Annotated in this window: 14 protein-coding genes and 1 pseudogene; 7 read left to right on the top strand and 8 right to left on the bottom strand. The window is 71.1% G+C overall.

The annotated features are described in order from the left end of the window. Positions 1–460: 460 nt before the first annotated feature. The gene (locus C4U03_RS10500; RefSeq protein WP_103937541.1) at positions 461–1,438 is read right to left on the bottom strand and encodes an NAD(P)-dependent alcohol dehydrogenase; all 978 of its coding nucleotides are present in this window, start codon (positions 1,436–1,438) and stop codon (positions 461–463) included. A gap of 304 nt (positions 1,439–1,742) precedes the next feature. After that, positions 1,743–2,459, bottom strand: a complete 717-nt coding sequence (locus tag C4U03_RS10495; RefSeq protein WP_103937540.1) for a TetR/AcrR family transcriptional regulator C-terminal domain-containing protein — start codon at positions 2,457–2,459, stop codon at positions 1,743–1,745. An 80-nt stretch (positions 2,460–2,539) separates the two neighbouring features. On the opposite strand from C4U03_RS10495, the pseudogene C4U03_RS10490 reads away from it, so the two are divergent. Then, positions 2,540–3,031: pseudogene (locus tag C4U03_RS10490) on the top strand (S1 RNA-binding domain-containing protein); the annotation flags it as partial. 150 nt (positions 3,032–3,181) lie between these two features. Here C4U03_RS10490 and C4U03_RS10485 read toward each other — a convergent pair. From C4U03_RS10485 to C4U03_RS10470, 4 genes are all read right to left on the bottom strand, one after another. Further along, positions 3,182–3,943 (bottom strand): group II truncated hemoglobin, encoded by a 762-nt coding sequence (locus C4U03_RS10485; RefSeq protein WP_103937538.1) that lies wholly within the window; start codon positions 3,941–3,943, stop codon positions 3,182–3,184. A gap of 276 nt (positions 3,944–4,219) precedes the next feature. Further along, a complete protein-coding gene (locus C4U03_RS10480; protein WP_103937537.1) occupies positions 4,220–5,251 on the bottom strand; it encodes an ABC transporter ATP-binding protein in 1,032 nt (343 codons plus the stop codon). Next, positions 5,248–6,759 carry an ABC transporter permease gene (locus C4U03_RS10475; RefSeq protein WP_103937536.1) on the bottom strand — a complete coding sequence of 504 codons (1,512 nt, stop codon included), beginning with the start codon at positions 6,757–6,759 and terminating at the stop codon, positions 5,248–5,250. Before C4U03_RS10475 ends, C4U03_RS10480 begins: the two co-directional genes overlap by 4 nt. A gap of 5 nt (positions 6,760–6,764) precedes the next feature. Beyond that, on the bottom strand, positions 6,765–7,781 hold the full coding sequence (locus C4U03_RS10470; RefSeq protein ID WP_103937535.1) for an iron ABC transporter substrate-binding protein: 1,017 nt from the start codon (positions 7,779–7,781) through the stop codon (positions 6,765–6,767). 71 nt (positions 7,782–7,852) lie between these two features. Between C4U03_RS10470 and C4U03_RS10465 the strand changes: the two genes are divergently transcribed. The 3 genes from C4U03_RS10465 (at position 7,853) to C4U03_RS10455 (ending at position 12,826) form a co-directional block, all read left to right on the top strand. Then, positions 7,853–10,471, top strand: coding sequence for an AMP-binding protein (locus C4U03_RS10465; RefSeq protein WP_103937970.1), 2,619 nt, complete (start codon positions 7,853–7,855; stop codon positions 10,469–10,471). A gap of 274 nt (positions 10,472–10,745) precedes the next feature. After that, positions 10,746–11,711 carry an alpha/beta fold hydrolase gene (locus C4U03_RS10460; protein ID WP_200827188.1) on the top strand — a complete coding sequence of 322 codons (966 nt, stop codon included), beginning with the start codon at positions 10,746–10,748 and terminating at the stop codon, positions 11,709–11,711. Between the two features lie 218 nt (positions 11,712–11,929). Then, positions 11,930–12,826, top strand: coding sequence for a phosphotransferase enzyme family protein (locus C4U03_RS10455; protein ID WP_146087312.1), 897 nt, complete (start codon positions 11,930–11,932; stop codon positions 12,824–12,826). A 12-nt stretch (positions 12,827–12,838) separates the two neighbouring features. Here C4U03_RS10455 and C4U03_RS40345 read toward each other — a convergent pair whose 3' ends face one another. After that, the gene (locus C4U03_RS40345) at positions 12,839–13,024 is read right to left on the bottom strand and encodes an FkbM family methyltransferase (RefSeq protein ID WP_103937532.1); all 186 of its coding nucleotides are present in this window, start codon (positions 13,022–13,024) and stop codon (positions 12,839–12,841) included. Positions 13,025–13,784: 760 nt separating this feature from the next. On the opposite strand from C4U03_RS40345, the gene C4U03_RS10445 reads away from it, so the two are divergent. After that, complete coding sequence (locus C4U03_RS10445) at positions 13,785–14,060, top strand: MerR family transcriptional regulator (RefSeq protein ID WP_103937969.1); 276 nt, start codon at positions 13,785–13,787, stop codon at positions 14,058–14,060. Positions 14,061–14,254: 194 nt separating this feature from the next. Further along, a complete protein-coding gene (locus tag C4U03_RS42440) occupies positions 14,255–14,386 on the top strand; it encodes a hypothetical protein (RefSeq protein WP_268817500.1) in 132 nt (43 codons plus the stop codon). On the opposite strand, the gene C4U03_RS10440 is transcribed toward C4U03_RS42440, so the two are convergent. After that, positions 14,387–14,704 carry a DUF6191 domain-containing protein gene (locus tag C4U03_RS10440; protein WP_146087310.1) on the bottom strand — a complete coding sequence of 106 codons (318 nt, stop codon included), beginning with the start codon at positions 14,702–14,704 and terminating at the stop codon, positions 14,387–14,389. On the opposite strand from C4U03_RS10440, the gene C4U03_RS41730 reads away from it, so the two are divergent. Next, positions 14,694–14,885 (top strand): hypothetical protein, encoded by a 192-nt coding sequence (locus C4U03_RS41730; protein ID WP_160146944.1) that lies wholly within the window; start codon positions 14,694–14,696, stop codon positions 14,883–14,885. The two genes, C4U03_RS10440 and C4U03_RS41730, sit on opposite strands and share 11 nt — an antisense overlap. The last annotated feature ends 190 nt before the right edge of the window (positions 14,886–15,075 follow it).

The raw sequence follows: 15,075 nt of genomic DNA, 5'->3' as shown, positions 1-15,075 counted from the left end.
CTGCGGGCCGTCCCCGGCGTCCGGGACGTGGTCGCCGACGTGTCGTTCCCCGTTCTGACGTCCTCGGGGCAGGGCCGCGCCCGGCCTCACCGTGGCCACCGGACCGGCGCGCGGCGACGCCGAGGACCTGACCGTGGCCGCCGTCCGGCCCGACATCCTGCAACTGGGAGCGTCGCTCGGCGGCCTCGCCGTGATGACCGTGCTGGTGGTCGTCGCGGGCTGGTCGCCTTCGGGTCCGCCGACGCTGAAACCACCGCTCCGCCCGTACGCGCGGCGAAACCGACCCCCTGGGCCTTCGCCCCGACACCACCGGGCGCGAAGGCCCAACCCGTCGTCAGGATGCCGGGCTGCAACCCGTGTCGCGTATCGACAGGTTTGCGTTGAGGGAGCGGAGTGCGATGTCGATGCGCGCCGCTACCGCTCCGGGGTGAACGGCAGGCGGCGCGGGCCCGGTAGGTGGTCAGAGGGTGATGGCGACCTTGCCTCGGGCGTGGCCGCGCTTGATGTAGTGGAGGGCCTCGGGGATCTCGGCGAACGGGTAGGTCCGGTCGATGACGGGGGTGAGCTGTTCCTTCTCCATGAGCCCGGCCAGGAACTGCAGGTCCGCGGAGTTGGGGTTCCAGCGGACGCCGGTGATGCGCTGGCGGACGAAGGGGGAGACCAGGGCCCCGCGGAGCATCTGCGCCGCCGGGCCGAGCAACCCGCCGCGGGCCGAGATGCCGCCCACGAGCACGAGCGTTCCACGGGAGGTCAGGGGGCGCCGTAGCTTCGCCAGCGACCGGTCGCCCACGATGTCCATGAGCAGGTCGTATCGTCCCTGCCGGGCGGTGAAGTCCTCGCGGGTGTAGTCCACGACGTCGTCCGCGCCCAGAGAGCGAACCAGTTCGACGTTGCGGGTGCTGCACACGCCGGTGACCTCGGCCCCGAACGTCTTGGCGAGTTGGACGGCGAACGTGCCGATGCCGCCGGAGGCCCCGTTGACGAGGACCCGCTGCCCGGCGGAGATCCGCCCGTCGTCCCGCAGCCCTTGCAGGGCGGTGTGCGCGGCCATCGACACCGACGCCGCCTGTTCGAAGGTGAGGCGGGCGGGCTTGACGGCCAGCCTGTCCTGCGGGACGGCGACGGCCTCGGCGAACGAGCCCAGGCTGACCTCCCCGAAGACCTCATCGCCGGGCTGCAGTCCGGTCACCTCCTCGCCCACTCGCTCGACGACGCCGGCGAGGTCGGCGCCGAGGATCAGGCCCGGCTTCGGCCGCCGCAGGCCGATGCTCAGCCGTGCCAGCATCGGGTCGGCCCCCGCGTGGCGCCAGTCGTAGGGGTTGACGGAGGCCGCCCGTACCCGCACCAGCACCTGGTCCGGGGCGATGTCGGGTTCGGCGACGTCCTTGAGGGTCAGCACGTCGGGCGGGCCGTAGCGGTCCCAGCTCCAGGCTTTCATGGCGTCTTCCTTTCGGTGGGCGTTCACGCTCGGGTCGGTCGGGGTGGTCTGAGCGGGCTCAGGTTCCGGTGCCTGCGGGTGCTCGTCGGCCTCGGCCCCGGTGTGACCCCCTGTGGCTGGTGTCCGCATACCGCTCCTGGTCGGGCCGCTGTCGTACGACGTAAGCCTGTCGTACGTTGTAAGATTCTCGTACGCAGTAAGGCTATCGTACGACGTAAGGGAGTCAAGGGCGCGACGGAAAGGAAATCAGTCGGTGACCGAAAGTGACGACGTGTCCGGCGCGCTCAGCCGCGTTCGGAACGGGTCACGAACCGGCGGCGCGGCGCCGTTCCAGCCCTTCGAGGATCAGGTCGAGCGCGAACTCGAACTCGAACTGGTCGTCACAAAAGCCCAGGGTGCCATCAGGATCGTCATGGATGGCGTCCGCCAACATCCCGACGATGTTCGGGAACTGGTCGGCCATCTGCTCCATCATCGCGGCGGCCTCGGCGTCCGCGGTCTCGGCGCCGCCGGGCTGGAACAACTCCTGGGTGAACCCGAGGGCGCGGCTGCCCAGAACGTGCAGCGCGCGGTGGGCCAGGTCGAAGGAGAACCCGCCCGCCCGGAGAATGGCAACGACCTGGTCGTAGTAAGCGATGACGGCCGGGCTCGTGTTGGTGCGGCTTTCGAGCACCTGCGGGGCCCAGCGATGGCGCAGGAAGACCTCCCGGGCAGCGAGGATCCGCGCGCGCAGCGCCGCTTGCCAGTCCTCCTCCGGGGACGGCGCCTCGACCCCGTCCACCGCCGCCGTGATCTCCCCGAGGATCACCTCGACGACGCCGTCGAGGACGGCCTCCTTGTTGGCGACGTGGTGGTACAGCGACATCGCCTCGGCCCCGACCTCCTGCGCGAGCCGGCGCATGGTGAGCGCGTCGAGGCCGTCGCGGTCGGCGAGCTCCACGGCGGCGCGCAGCACCCGCCTCCGGCTCAGCGGAATACGCGGCTGCTCGATCAGCTCATCGGCGTCGGTCCGTGGGGTCATGGATCTTCCTCCCGCCGCACTCTACCCGTACCCGGATTGCCGCCCGTGGCCACAGTCCCTAGTGTCGGCCGCACATGGCTGAAGATCAGAAGGCTGAGACACGGCCGGCCTTTCTCCAGACCCTGGAACCGGGGCAGGTCCGGCGGGGGACCGTGACGTCCCTCGAACGGTTCGGGGCGTTCGTGGATCTCGGTGGGGCCAGTGGCCTGGTCAGCGTGCCCGAGCTGTCGTGGCGGCGGTTCGATGACGTGTCGCAGGTGGTACGGGTCGGCCAGGACGTCACCGTCATGGTCCTGGACGTCGATCTCGATCGCGAGCGGGTGTCCCTGTCGCTGAAGGCGCTCCAGGAAGACCCGTGGAAACAGCTCGCCCGGACCCGGCTCGGTGACGTGGTGAGCGGACCGGTGACCAAGGTCGTGCCGTTCGGCGTCTTCGTCGCCGTGGCCGACGGCATCGAGGGCCTGGTCCACGCCTCCGAATTCCTCCCAGGAGAACCGCCCGCCGAGGGGCGGGAATTGACGGTTCGCATCCGCGACATCAACCTGTGGCGTCACCGCATGAGGCTCGCACTCGCTTAGATCAGCGTCTACGGCCGCCATCGAAGGCGTGGCGATTCCGGCAAGGGTGAGTGCAGCAAACCCCCAGACGCATTTCCATAGGCTCCTGACGTGCGGTGACGCCGCCGGTGTGCCAGAGCAGGGCCGGAAGCCGGTGTCCCAGGATCAGCGGACGTAGGGAGGCGCCACGCCCCAGCCCCAGTGGGGGACGGGGGCCTGCATGGGTGGGGAGGCGTTGGGCTGGGAGTTGGCAAGGGCCAGGCGGGTGCCCCACTCGATGTAACCGGTGAACGCGGCGCGGAACTCCGGGTCGGACGGCAGGCCGACCTCGTCGGCGGCGTCCATGAGCAGGCTCACCCAGCGGCGCCGCTGCGGCTCGGTGATCGCCTTGCCCAGGTGCTGGATGAGCATGTGGTGGTAGCCGCCGCGTTCGCGGGTGTAGCGGTCGGGGCCGCCGAAGACCTCCGACAGCCACATCGCGACGTACTTGGGATGGCCCGGGTCCATGTGGGCGAACAGCGGGCCGATCAGCTCGTCGGCGAGCACTTTGGCGTAGAAGGTCTCGGTGAGCCCCTCGAACGCTTCGGCGCCGCCCGCCCACTCGTACAGGCTAGGCACGGACCCGCCGGCGCCGCGCACGGCGGTGCGCTTATAGTGCCGCATCTCCTCGATCTGCCGCACGTACAGCTTGATCTCGGCGAAGAACGCCGCGAAGTGCTCCCCTCCGCGGAAGCCTTGCAGGTGGTCGTCGGCCGAGGTCCAGACGATGCGCAGGATGTACCACTCGGGCTCGTCCACGCAGCGCGTCAGTTCGTACTCCACGCACTGCGGGGCCACCGCGAGACAGGCCGCGGCACGGCCGTAGGCGGCCTCGAACTCCTCGGCGTCCACCTGGTCGATCCGGTAGCGGATGTACTCAACGATCATGATCGCTCCTCGGGCCGACCCAGGTGTAATCAGCGTAACAGCGTAATGATCGTTGAAAGCAGTGTCTTGGGACAGCTGCCGGAAGTTTCCCGTCAGAGCCGGCGGGCCTTGGTCCCTTGGGAGCCGCCGGCTCGGGCAGTGGCGGGCTCCCGCGCCGGCGGAACACCCGTCGGCGCACGTGCTGATCGAGGCGCCGGTGTGCCCGACCGACGCCGCCGTGCGCGTCTTCGGTGAGGTCTGCCTGCCGGGTGAGGTGTTCGCGCAGGTGGGTCGAGGTCAGAGATGGAAGGTGGCCTGGCCGGTGATGCGGATGCCGGTCCGGTCGCCGGGGCGGAGGGGGACGTGGCCGCCGATGCGGATGTCGACGGGCGTGTCGAGGCCGTCGACGGTGATGGTGATCATGGCGTCGTGGCCGTAGTAGCGGACGTCGGTCACGATCCCGTCTGGTGTGGTCTCGCCAGGTTCGGTGAGCCGCAGTTGTTCGGGCCGCAGAAGCACGGTGCCCTGGAGGGGGGCTTCGGTGGGCGTGCGCAGTTCCACGGTGCCGAGGGCGGTGGTGGCCGTGTCGTTCACGGCGGTGCCGGGGAGGGGGACGGCGTCGCCGACGAAGCCGGCGACCCAGGGGTCGATGGGGCGGCTGTAGACGTCCTGGGGGGAGCCGCACTGGGCGACTCGCCCCTCACGGACGACGGCGACGAGGTCGGCCGTGGACAGGGCCTCCTGCTGGTCGTGGGTGACGAGGAGGGCGGTGGCTCCGGTGGCGCGGAGGGCCGCGCGGACGTCGGCACGCACCCCGGCGCGCAGGGCGCTGTCGAGGGCGTTGAACGGTTCGTCGAGCAGGACCAGTGCGGGTTCGGGGGCCAGGGCGCGGGCCAGGGCGACGCGCTGCTGCTGTCCGCCGGACAGCTCGTGCGGCATCCGGTCGCCGTATCCGGCCAGGCCCACCAGATCGAGCATCTCCTCGGTACGCCGGCGGCGGGCGGCCCGGTCGGTCAGGCCGAAGGCGACGTTGCGGGCCACGCTCAGATGGGGGAAGAGCGCGCCTTCCTGGGGCACGATGCCGATGCGGCGGCGTTCCGGGGGAATGTGCGTTCCGGGGCCGGTCAGGGTACGTCCGCCGACGGTGACGGTCCCCGCGTCGGCGCGCAGGAAGCCCGCGATGATGCGGAGCAGGGTGGTCTTTCCGCAGCCCGAAGGGCCGAGCACGGCGGCCAGCGAGCCGCTGGGCACGGTGAGGTCGAGTCCGTGCAGGACGGTGGTGTCCGGGCCGTACGCCTTGGTCAGCCCCTCGATCTGCAGTTCGGTCATGAGCGTTGTCTCCCGAGGAGGTACGAGGGGACGGCCGCGAGCAGGATCAGTGCGGCGGCGTACGGGGCGGCGTCGGCGTAGGAACCGACGCCGGTCTCCGTCCACAGCCGGGTGGCGAGGGTGTCCATGCCGGTGGGGCGCAGCAGCAGAGTGGCCGGCAGTTCCTTCATGCAGACCACGAAGGTCAGGGCCGCACCGGCCGCGACACCGGGTGCGGCCAGCGGTACGGTCACCTCCCGCAGAACGCGCAGGGGGCTGCGGCCGAGGGATCGGGCGACGTCCTCCAGCACGGGCGGGGACTGCAGGACGGCGGCGCGGGTGGCGCCCACCGCGACCGGCAGGAACAGCACCGCGTAGGCGCAGACCAGCAGCGGCAGCTCCTGGTAGAGCGGGTTGGCGTAGCGGACCGCGAAGAAGACCATCGAGAGGGCGACGGTGATGCCGGGCAGGGCGTGCCCGGCGTAGGCGGCCTGCTCCAGCAGGTCCGCGGCCCGTCCCCGGTAGCGGGCCGCCACCACGCCGACGGGCAGGGCGAGCACGGTGGTGAGCGCGGCCCCGCCCGCGGCCACGCCGAGGGTGACGCCCGCGATGTTCAGGAGCCCGGCGGGATCCCAGGTGGCGAGGTTTCCGGCGACCAGCCAGTAGCCGAGCGTGGCCAGCGGGAAGACGACGGCGGCGGCGACGACCGCCCCGCACCAGGCCAGCGCGGGGATCGTCATCCGTCCGAGGGGGACGGGGGTGAAGGGACGGGCGGTTCCGGTTCCGGTTCTGGCGTGTCCGCGCCGGCCCCGGGTGCGCGTCTCCAGGGCGACGAGGGCCACGGTCATCACCACCAGGACGACGCTCAGGGCGGCGGCCGGAGTGCGGTCGAAGCTGGCCCGGTAGGAGGTGTAGATGCCACGGGTGAACGTGTCGTAACGCATCAGCGACACCGCGCCGAAGTCCGACAGGGCGTACAGCGCGACCAGCAGCCCGCCCCCCGCCGCAGCCGGACGCAACTGCGGCAGGGTGACGCGGAGGAAGGTTCGTACCGGCCCGGCTCCGAGGGACCGGGACGCCTCCTCCTGCGCGGGATCGATCCCGCGCAGGGCGGCGGCGACGGGCAGGTAGACGTAGGGATAACTGACCAGGGTCAGCGCCACCGCCGAGCCGGTGAACCCGGCGAGTTCCGGTACCGCGGACAGCCAGGCGAAGGCCGCCACGTAGCTGGGCACGGCCAGCGGCAGGGTCGCCACCACCGACCACGCGCGTCCGCCGGGCAGCGCGGTGCGCACGGTCAGCCAGGCCAGGGAGATCCCCAGGAGCAGGCAGGCCGCCACCACCACGACGGCCAGCGCCAGGCTGCGGCCGAGGAGCAGCGCGGTGCCCTCGGTGGTGACGACGCTCCAGGCGAAGCCGGGGCCTCGCTCCAGCGAGCGCACGGCCAGATAGCCGAGCGGCAGCAGGGCGAAGGCCCCGGCCAGGCACGCCGGGCCGAGCAGGACCCACGGGGCGCGGGCTGTGGTCATCCGGGTCAGACCATCCCGACTTCCCGCAGCATCGTCAGGGTCTGCTGCAGCGATTCGAGCTTGCCGAGGTCGATCTCAGGGGCCTTGAGGGACTCCAGCGGCGGCAGGTCCGGAACCGTGCTGGTGACCCCGGAGGCCAGCGGGTACTCCTTGGTCTCGTCGGCGAAGTAGGTCTGCGCCTCCTTGGAGAGCAGGAAGTCGACGGCCTTGAGCGCCGCCGCGTTGTGCTCGCTGCCCGCCAGGACGCCCACGCCCGCCACGTTGATCAGCGCGCCGGGGTCGCCGCCGGGAAGGTAGTGGAGTTTGGCGGTGACCTTGTCCGCGCCCTTCTCGGCGACCTTCTCGTACCAGTAGTAGTGGTTGATCATCCCGAGGGCGACCTGCCCGGAGTCGACCGCGTCCAGCAGGGCGAGGTTGTCGTCGTAGGCCTTGATGCCGTTGGCCTTCAGGCCCTTGAGCCACTCGCGGGTGGCGTCGTCGCCCTCCAGGACGCGCATGCCGGTGACGAACGCCTGGAAGGACGCGTTGGTCGGCGCGTACCCGACCTTGTCCTTCCACTCCGGCTTGACGAGGTCGTGCACGCTGTCGGGCGCCTTGGTGACCTGGCCGGGGTGGTAGGCCAGTACGCGGACACGGCCGGAGACGCCGACCCACTCTCCCCCGCCGGCGCGGAACTGCTTGGCCACCCGGTCGAGGGTGGGCTGCGGCAGCTTCTCCAGCCGCCCCTGCTTGGCCAGGGCGCCGAGCGCTCCGGCGTCCTGGGACAGGAACAGGTCGGCCTTGGTCTTGTCGCCCTCCTCCAGGAGCTGCGCGGACAGTTCGGCGCTGGCGCCGTAGCGGACCTCGACGTCGGTGCCGACGGCCTTCTCCAGCTTGTCCAGCAGCGGCTTGATGAGCCCTTCGTTACGGCCGGAGTAGATGACGAGGCCGGCTTCCGATCCGATCCCACAGGCCGTCCCCAGGGGAAGCAGAACGGCCGCCAGCGCGAGTGCGGAGATACAACGGGTCACTGAGGGTCGCATGGGGCCTTCCTAAGGGATGCGGCACACGGTACGTTTTGGCACGTAGGTTAGCCTTACTTAAGATGCGCCGCATGAGTCGCCCCCACCCGAGGCCGAATGCGGTCCCGTTCGCCTGTGAGCTGGCCGAGCACGGGGATCGGACGGCGGTCATCACCGCCGGCGGCGCGTTCTCCTATCGTGAGCTCGCCGCACGGGTGGCGGCCACCGCCCGGCGCCTGGGATCCGAACGCCGGCTGGTCCTGCTCGCCGCCGCCGACACGGTCGACGCGCTCGTGGTCTACCTGGCGGCGCTGGCGGCCGGCCATCCCCTGCTGCTGGTCCCGCACGACCGCCCCGAGTCGATGCGGTCGCTGGTCGCCGCCTATGACCCGGACGTCGTGGCCCTCCCGGACGGCACCCTCGACGAGCGGCGCGCGATCTCCGCGCACACGCTGCACCCGGACCTCGCGCTGCTGCTGAGCACCTCCGGCTCGACCGGCTCACCCAAGCTCGTACGGCTGTCGCAGGAGAACCTGCGGGCGAACGCGGAGGCCATCGCCGACTACCTGGACATCCGGGACAGTGACCGTGCCGCCACGACCCTGCCCATGTACTACTGCTACGGCCTGTCGGTCATCAACAGCCATCTGCTGCGCGGGGCGGGGCTGATCGTCACCGAGCTGTCGGTGGCCGACGCCTGCTTCTGGGAGCTGTTCCGCGACGCGCGGGGCTCGACCCTGGCGGGCGTCCCCTACACCTTCGACCTGCTGGACCGGGTCGGCTTCGCCGACATGCGGCTTCCGCACCTGCGGTACGTCACCCAGGCGGGCGGGCGGCTGCCGGCCGACCGGGTGGCGCGCTACGCGGAGCTGGGCAGGCGGCGCGGCTGGGACCTGTTCGTCATGTACGGCCAGACCGAGGCGACGGCCCGCATGGCGTACCTGCCGCCGGAGCTGGCGGCCTCCCATCCCCAGGCGATCGGCGTTCCGATCCCCGGTGGCTCCTTCCGGCTCGAACCGTTGCCGGACTGGCCCGGCCCCGACACCGGCGAGCTGGTCTACTCGGGGCCGAACGTCATGCTCGGATATGCCGAGGGCCCTTCCGACCTGGCCCTGGGCCGTACCGTCGAGGAGCTGTACACCGGCGATGTCGCGCGGCGCACCCCGGAGGGGTTGTACGAGGTGGTGGGGCGGCGCAGCCGGTTCGTGAAGCTCTACGGCCTGCGGATCGATCCTCAGCGCGTCGAGGCGATGCTCGCACGCCACGGCCTGACCTCATGGTGCACCGGCGATGACGAGGGTCTGATCGTGGCCGTGACGGGCGAGGCGGACGCCGGGCACGTCAGACGGCTGGTGGCGGCCGAGTGCGGCCTGCCCGCCCGGGTGGTCGGTGTGCACGTCCTGGCCGAGCTGCCCCGGCTCCCCACGGGTAAGCCCGACTACCAGGCCGTACGCGGGTTGGCACGCTCCAAGCCCGGGTCCGTCTCGCCCGCCTCGTCCAGCTCGTCCAGCTCGGATCTGTGCCGCCTGTACGCGCAGATCCTCGACTGGCCCGACGTCACCGAGGACTGCAGCTTCGTCAGCCTGGGCGGCGACTCGCTGTCCTATGTCGAGATGTCGCTGCGGCTGGAGGAGACGCTGGGGTCGCTGCCCGCGGACTGGCACACCCGGCGCATCCGCGACCTTCGGCGTCCGGCCGGGCGCGCCGGACGGCGAACGCTGGAGACGGGCATCGCGCTGCGCGCCATCGCGATCGTCCTCATCGTCGGTTCGCACATCACGATCTTCACGATCCGGGGCGGCGCGCATGTGCTGCTGGCGGTGGCGGGCTTCAACTTCGCGCGGTTCCACCTCACCGCGGCCGATCGGCGCGAACGCCGCCGGCACGTGCTGAGCGGCCTGGCGCGGATCGCCGTGCCGAGCATCCTGTGGATCGCGCTGGCGGCGCTTGTCACCGACGACTACCACCTGGCCGGCGCCCTGCTGCTGGACAGCGCCCTCGGGCACAACAGCAACTACTGGTTCGTCGAGGTCATCGTCTACATCCTGGCCGCCATGGCCGCGTGGCTGAGCATTCCGGCGCTGGACCGGGCGGAGCGGCGCTCTCCCTTCGGGTTCGCCCTCGGCTTCCTGCTGCTCGGGCTGGTCGCCCGCTTCAACCTCTTCGGGCTCGTGGACCTGCCGTCCGCGATCGCCGCCTGCTGGATGTTCCCGCTGGGCTGGGCCGCGGCGAAGGCGGGCACCCCGGGGCAGCGCCTGCTGGTGACCGCGATCGCCCTGGCCACGGTCCCGGGCTACTTCGGCTCCGGGGAACTGCTCCGGGAGACCCTCATCATCGCCGGCCTGACCCTGCTGATCTGGGTACCGACGCTGCCGAGCACGGGTTGGCTCAACCGCCTCGCCGGCCCACTGGCCGGCGGCTCGCTGTACATCTACCTGGTCCACTGGCAGATCTATCCGCTGTTCGCGGACCACTCACAACTCCTGGCCCTGCTCATCTCACTCGCGGCCGGCGCAGCGTGCGCCGCCCTCGCGGCAAGGATCACCCGGCACGCAACCTCATCCCTACGCCGCCGCCAGGCCCCCCGTGACACGACGGATGTGGCGACGCCACCGAGCAGACGCCCACCCGCACCGTCCCGTCAGCCACCGGACGACCAGGTGACCTCTCCGACTCGGGGGGACGAAGGTCGTGTTCCCTCTCAGTGGTGACGGGCGGTGATGATCCAGGCGCGGGAGTCGAAGCGGACGCCGTCGTCGCTCAGGTGTGCGGAGATGTCGACCCCGCGCGCGCTGCCTGCCCGGGCCGTGCGCGCGGCTGGCTCGCCTTTCGGGGTTTGCCGAAGTGGCAACAGGATTCGCGGTGGTTTCACCGGGTGCCGGACGATCGATGTGAGGGCCGCCGGCCGGTGCTGTGGCCGTGGTCTGCGTTCGGCGCATGAGGATCGAAGGTTTTGGGGGATTGATGTCGCAGTCCGTTCCGGCCATGGCGGTCACGCATCGTCTGGTCTCGTCTTCCGCTGGTCGTGTCCACCTGGTGGAGCAGGGCTCCGGGCCGCTGGTGCTGCTGGTGCACGGGTTTCCCGAGTCGTGGTACTCCTGGCGTCACCAGTTGCCGGTGCTGGCCGCGGCCGGTTACCGGGCCGTCGCCGTCGATGTCCGTGGCTACGGCCGCTCTTCCAAGCCCGCGGACGTGGCCGCCTACCGGATGCTGGAGCTGGTCGAGGACAACGTCGCCGTGGTGCGCGCTCTGGGTGAGCGGACGGCGGTGATCGTGGGTCACGACTGGGGCGCGACCATCGCCGCGAACTCCGCGCTGGTGAGGCCCGACGTCTTCCGCGCGGTCGGGCTGCTGAGCGTGCCCTACGCCCCGCGCGGCGGGCCACGGCCCAGCGAGATCTTCGCGCGGATGGGCGGAGCGGAGGAGTTCTACGTCAGCTATTTCCAGCAGCCCGGCCGGGCCGAGGCCGAGATCGAGCCGGACGTCCGCGGCTGGCTCGCCGGCTTCTACGCCGCCCTGTCCGCCGACACCATGCCGCCCGCCGACGCCCCGGATCCGCACTTCGTCTCCACGGGCGGGACGCTGCGCGACCGGTTCCCGGCCGGCCGGCTGCCCGCCTGGCTCAGCGAGGACGACCTCGATGTCTACGCCGCGGAATTCGAACGGACCGGTATGAGCGGGGCACTGAACCGCTACCGGAACGTGGACCGGGACTGGGCGGACCTCGCCGACTTCGACGGTGCCCCCATCACCCAGCCGTCCCTGTTCATCGGCGGTGCGCTGGACGCCTCCACCACCTGGATGGCCGACGCCATCACGGCCTACCCCGCCACCCTGCCGGGCCTGGTCTCCTCCCACATCCTCGACGGCTGCGGCCACTGGATCCAGCAGGAACGCCCCACGCAGGTCAACGACCTCCTGACCGGCTGGCTCTCCTCCCTACCCACCTGACCCCGGCCACGGCCTGGCCCAGTGCGGCATGGCGGCCGCCTGGCGCAGGCGCTGCGCGGCGAGCACGACCGCGCGGCCGGACTGCTCACCGCGGCGCGAAGCCGCCTACGGAGCTGGGCGTGGATCTGTTCGGCTTCGCTCCGGTCGGCTGGCTCGATTCACCTACCCTCACACGGGGAGATGCTCGAACCGCTGCGGCGGCTGGGAGGGATGGCCTGGTGAACGAGCTGTGCGCCCCCCTTGACGTCGGTGACACCGGGGCGGTCATCCCCACCGCGTCTTTATTACCCGCCGAGGTGGCCGCGGCGGAGCGGGCGGCATTGGCCAGTGCCGCCTTCGACGGGCCACGCCAGAGGCCGGACGGCACCCGCACCACGATTCGGGGGCAGCACACGATCATCAAGGTGCAGCATCGTCGGCACGAACGGCTGGAGACCATGCTGCGGCTGGAACGAATGCGTCAGGAGGCCGGTGTCCGCGCACCCCGCCTGTTGGACCACGGCACCGTCCCCACTCCCGAAGGCCAGGCATGGTGGGTGGTACACACCTTCCACGACGGGCAGCCCGGTGACCGGCCCACCGCAGCACAGCAACGAGCCCTGGGCGACCAGTTGCGCCGCTGGCACGACCACGGCCCGGCCGGGGGCCTGCGCCTGGACGGTCCCGGCGCGCTCGGAGTCCTGCTGGGAACGGCCCGCCGCCTGGCACCTGGCGCCTACGCGGAGATCTCCAAACGGTTCGACGACGCCTGCCGAGGCCGGCGGATGACCGCGATTCACGGTGACCTCGCCGTCGGGCATAACGTGCTGTTCCAGGGGGACGAACTCGTGGCCGTGCTCGATCCGGGAGCCGTTGACATCGGTCCGCCCATGCTCGACCTGGCCTGGGCCATGGCGGTCGATCTGCCGCACGGCGCCGCTCCTGGCCCGCTGCTGGACGGGTACGGCCCCATCGACTCCGAGGCGCTGGATGTGGTGCTGCCGCTGATGATGCTGCGCCGCCTGATCGACACCTTTGACGAGGACGGCCCCAACGACGGTCCCTGGCTGACCGGCTGGCTCGACCAGCACAGTCCCGAACTGCTCGACCTCGTCCCCTCCGTACCGGAGGCATGACCCCCGGCGCGCTCAAGGACGCGCCGGGACCGACAGCGCCCGAGGCCGCCAGTACGCCAGGTCAGCGGAGGCCAGCACCCCGGCCTCACGCCCCTCCACGTCCACCTTCAACAGGTCGAAGCCCGGACGCGCGTACCGCCGCAGCTCGGCGTCGTAGCCGCTGGGGCCGGGCGTAGGTCCGCTTACAGGGTGCCGCACCGCAGCTCCTCCGCCACGGGTGGCTTGTCGATGGCCTGGCCTGGTGATGTGGGGCGGGCAGGCAATCGCATCAGTCGATCTCCGAAAACCTCTGCCGCTCAAGGTAGATATTCACTGCGGTGTGGGGTATGGTTCCTGTCATCGAAGAGGAACAAGTCCATGAGACGCGGCAGATGACGAACTGCCCGGTGAGATGGATGACGCAGGCCGGGCGTGCCGGGGTCAACGCAGTGGAAGGGACCCCGGCAGCCGGCCGCGGAGCCGGCGGCCAACGGGCCGCCGGGCGCACGAATGCAAGTGATGGCAAGAACACAGGTAGGGAGAACACGGAAGGAGGTTGGCGGCACCATCGGGATCGCCCGCAGTCGGCTCCAGTCACGCCGCGCGGGTACCGCAGCCCCATAGATTGGACGGTGGTCTACGGTCACGCATCCGCGATCCTCGCGCCCCCGCCCCAGGCGGCAGGCGCGGAAGACAACCGGCCGCAGCGCCGGATAGATGGTGTTGTACCTCATGGCCCCGGCGCCGCCCTTTGGCGCCGGGGCCCCGTCGCTTCTCCCGAAACCCCATCCGGCGCCGACACGCCCACGACAGTACGGAAGGTTTTGTGAGAGCACCTCAGCCGGTCAGGCCCGGCACCCACCCAGCACCCCGCGACCCGCGCCCCGCCCAGCCTGGTCCGGTGCCGGACGACCCCGCCACCGGGCTCGACAGCAGGCTGGACGACAAGCTCGACGATGAGGACTACCCCGCCTACAGCATGGGCCGGGCCGCCGAAATCCTCGGCGTCACCCCGGGGTTCCTACGCGGCCTGGACGCCGCCAAGCTGTTCGTCCCGCAACGCTCGCCCGGCGGGCACCGCCGCTACTCCCGCTACCAGCTGCGCCTGGCCCAACGCGCCCGCGACCTGGTCGACCAGGGCACCGCGCTGGAAGCGGCCTGCCGCATCATCATCCTGGAAGACCAGCTCGCCGAAGCCCAGCGCATCAACGCCCAACTCCAGCAGCGCATCGACAACGGTGCCGACCGGGACTGATCCCGCCTTCCCCGCCACCAGTACCGGCGCCTACACCTTCCCGCCCCGTCTCCAGATCCGTCTTCGTGGCCCTGCTCATGGCCGCGAGGCCGAGGTCGAGGTGACCGAGCCGCAACTCCAGCGGGGCTGGTCGGCGTGAGCGGTGTTCCCACACCCGGCAGCGGTGCCGATGGCGGGTCGGGTGCCCGGCCTGTGTGGTGCTGGGCCGGGCGCCCGGCTGGGGCGTGTTCCTGCACACCCTGGCCCGGCTCCCCGAGGTCCGTGAGCCATGGCTACGCGCCGTCTACGAGCACGTGAAGGACCGCCGGTACCGCTACCCGTTCTGATCAGGCGAGGTCGGACGGGCGCCGCACGATGGCGGTTCCGGCGTTGAGGTCGATGTGCGTGCGTGGGGGTGCACCGTCGTTCTCCTCGTCTCGCAGCATCAGTGAGGAGCGGCGCTGCTCCTGCTGATGGCGGTGCGTGCCGTGGAAGAAGACGTCCAGTTCGCCGAGAGCGACCGCGGAGATCGGGCGGCCCACCTCGTCCCGCCTCCAAGGCAGACGGAACCTGCGATGCGCCCACAGGCCGACACGATCGAGGACGGCGAAGGCGACCAGCGCTATCACCAGCCCGGGGATCGTCATGAACGCGATGGCTGCCACGATCCCTCCAACGGACCTGACCCGTCAGCGGTTCCGTGTCGCGGCTACCAGGCCAGAACGGCCTCACGACCTGGTCGGCCAGGTCGACATGGACGAGGACGAGACCGCCGGCCGGCGCAGGATCCGCGCGAATCCGGAGGCCGCCACCACCTTCCGCCGCACCGTGAACCTCATCGGCTGACCGGGGCTTCGTGTGACGCCCCACCCGCACCAGAACGGCCAGTGGCGATGACCCGCGCCCCGACGACGGCCCCTGGCTGACCGGCCGGCTCGACCACCACAGCCCCGAACTCTCGACCTCGTCCCCTCCGCCCCGCAGGCATGACCCCTGCCGCGTTCGAGGACGTGTGAGGCCGGGTGCCTGCTTGGGG

This window comes from Thermomonospora echinospora, assembly GCF_900108175.1.
Classification (GTDB): Bacteria; Actinomycetota; Actinomycetes; order Streptosporangiales; family Streptosporangiaceae; genus Thermomonospora; species Thermomonospora echinospora.
This window is presented reverse-complemented; position numbering and strand designations above follow the sequence as displayed.

Bases quoted from the DNA above. Each gene is read 5' to 3' on its own strand.
- C4U03_RS10445 (WP_103937969.1), top strand. From the start codon at position 13,785: ATGGGCCGGGCCGCCGAAATCCTCGGCGTCACCCCGGGGTTCCTACGC.
- C4U03_RS10495 (WP_103937540.1), bottom strand. From the start codon at position 2,459: ATGACCCCACGGACCGACGCCGATGAGCTGATCGAGCAGCCGCGTATT.
- C4U03_RS41730 (WP_160146944.1), top strand. From the start codon at position 14,694: ATGGCTGCCACGATCCCTCCAACGGACCTGACCCGTCAGCGGTTCCGT.
- C4U03_RS10485 (WP_103937538.1), bottom strand. From the start codon at position 3,943: ATGATCGTTGAGTACATCCGCTACCGGATCGACCAGGTGGACGCCGAG.
- C4U03_RS10475 (WP_103937536.1), bottom strand. From the start codon at position 6,759: ATGACCACAGCCCGCGCCCCGTGGGTCCTGCTCGGCCCGGCGTGCCTG.
- C4U03_RS10500 (WP_103937541.1), bottom strand. From the start codon at position 1,438: ATGAAAGCCTGGAGCTGGGACCGCTACGGCCCGCCCGACGTGCTGACC.
- C4U03_RS10480 (WP_103937537.1), bottom strand. From the start codon at position 5,251: ATGACCGAACTGCAGATCGAGGGGCTGACCAAGGCGTACGGCCCGGAC.
- C4U03_RS10470 (WP_103937535.1), bottom strand. From the start codon at position 7,781: ATGCGACCCTCAGTGACCCGTTGTATCTCCGCACTCGCGCTGGCGGCC.
- C4U03_RS10460 (WP_200827188.1), top strand. From the start codon at position 10,746: ATGGCGGTCACGCATCGTCTGGTCTCGTCTTCCGCTGGTCGTGTCCAC.
- C4U03_RS10465 (WP_103937970.1), top strand. From the start codon at position 7,853: ATGAGTCGCCCCCACCCGAGGCCGAATGCGGTCCCGTTCGCCTGTGAG.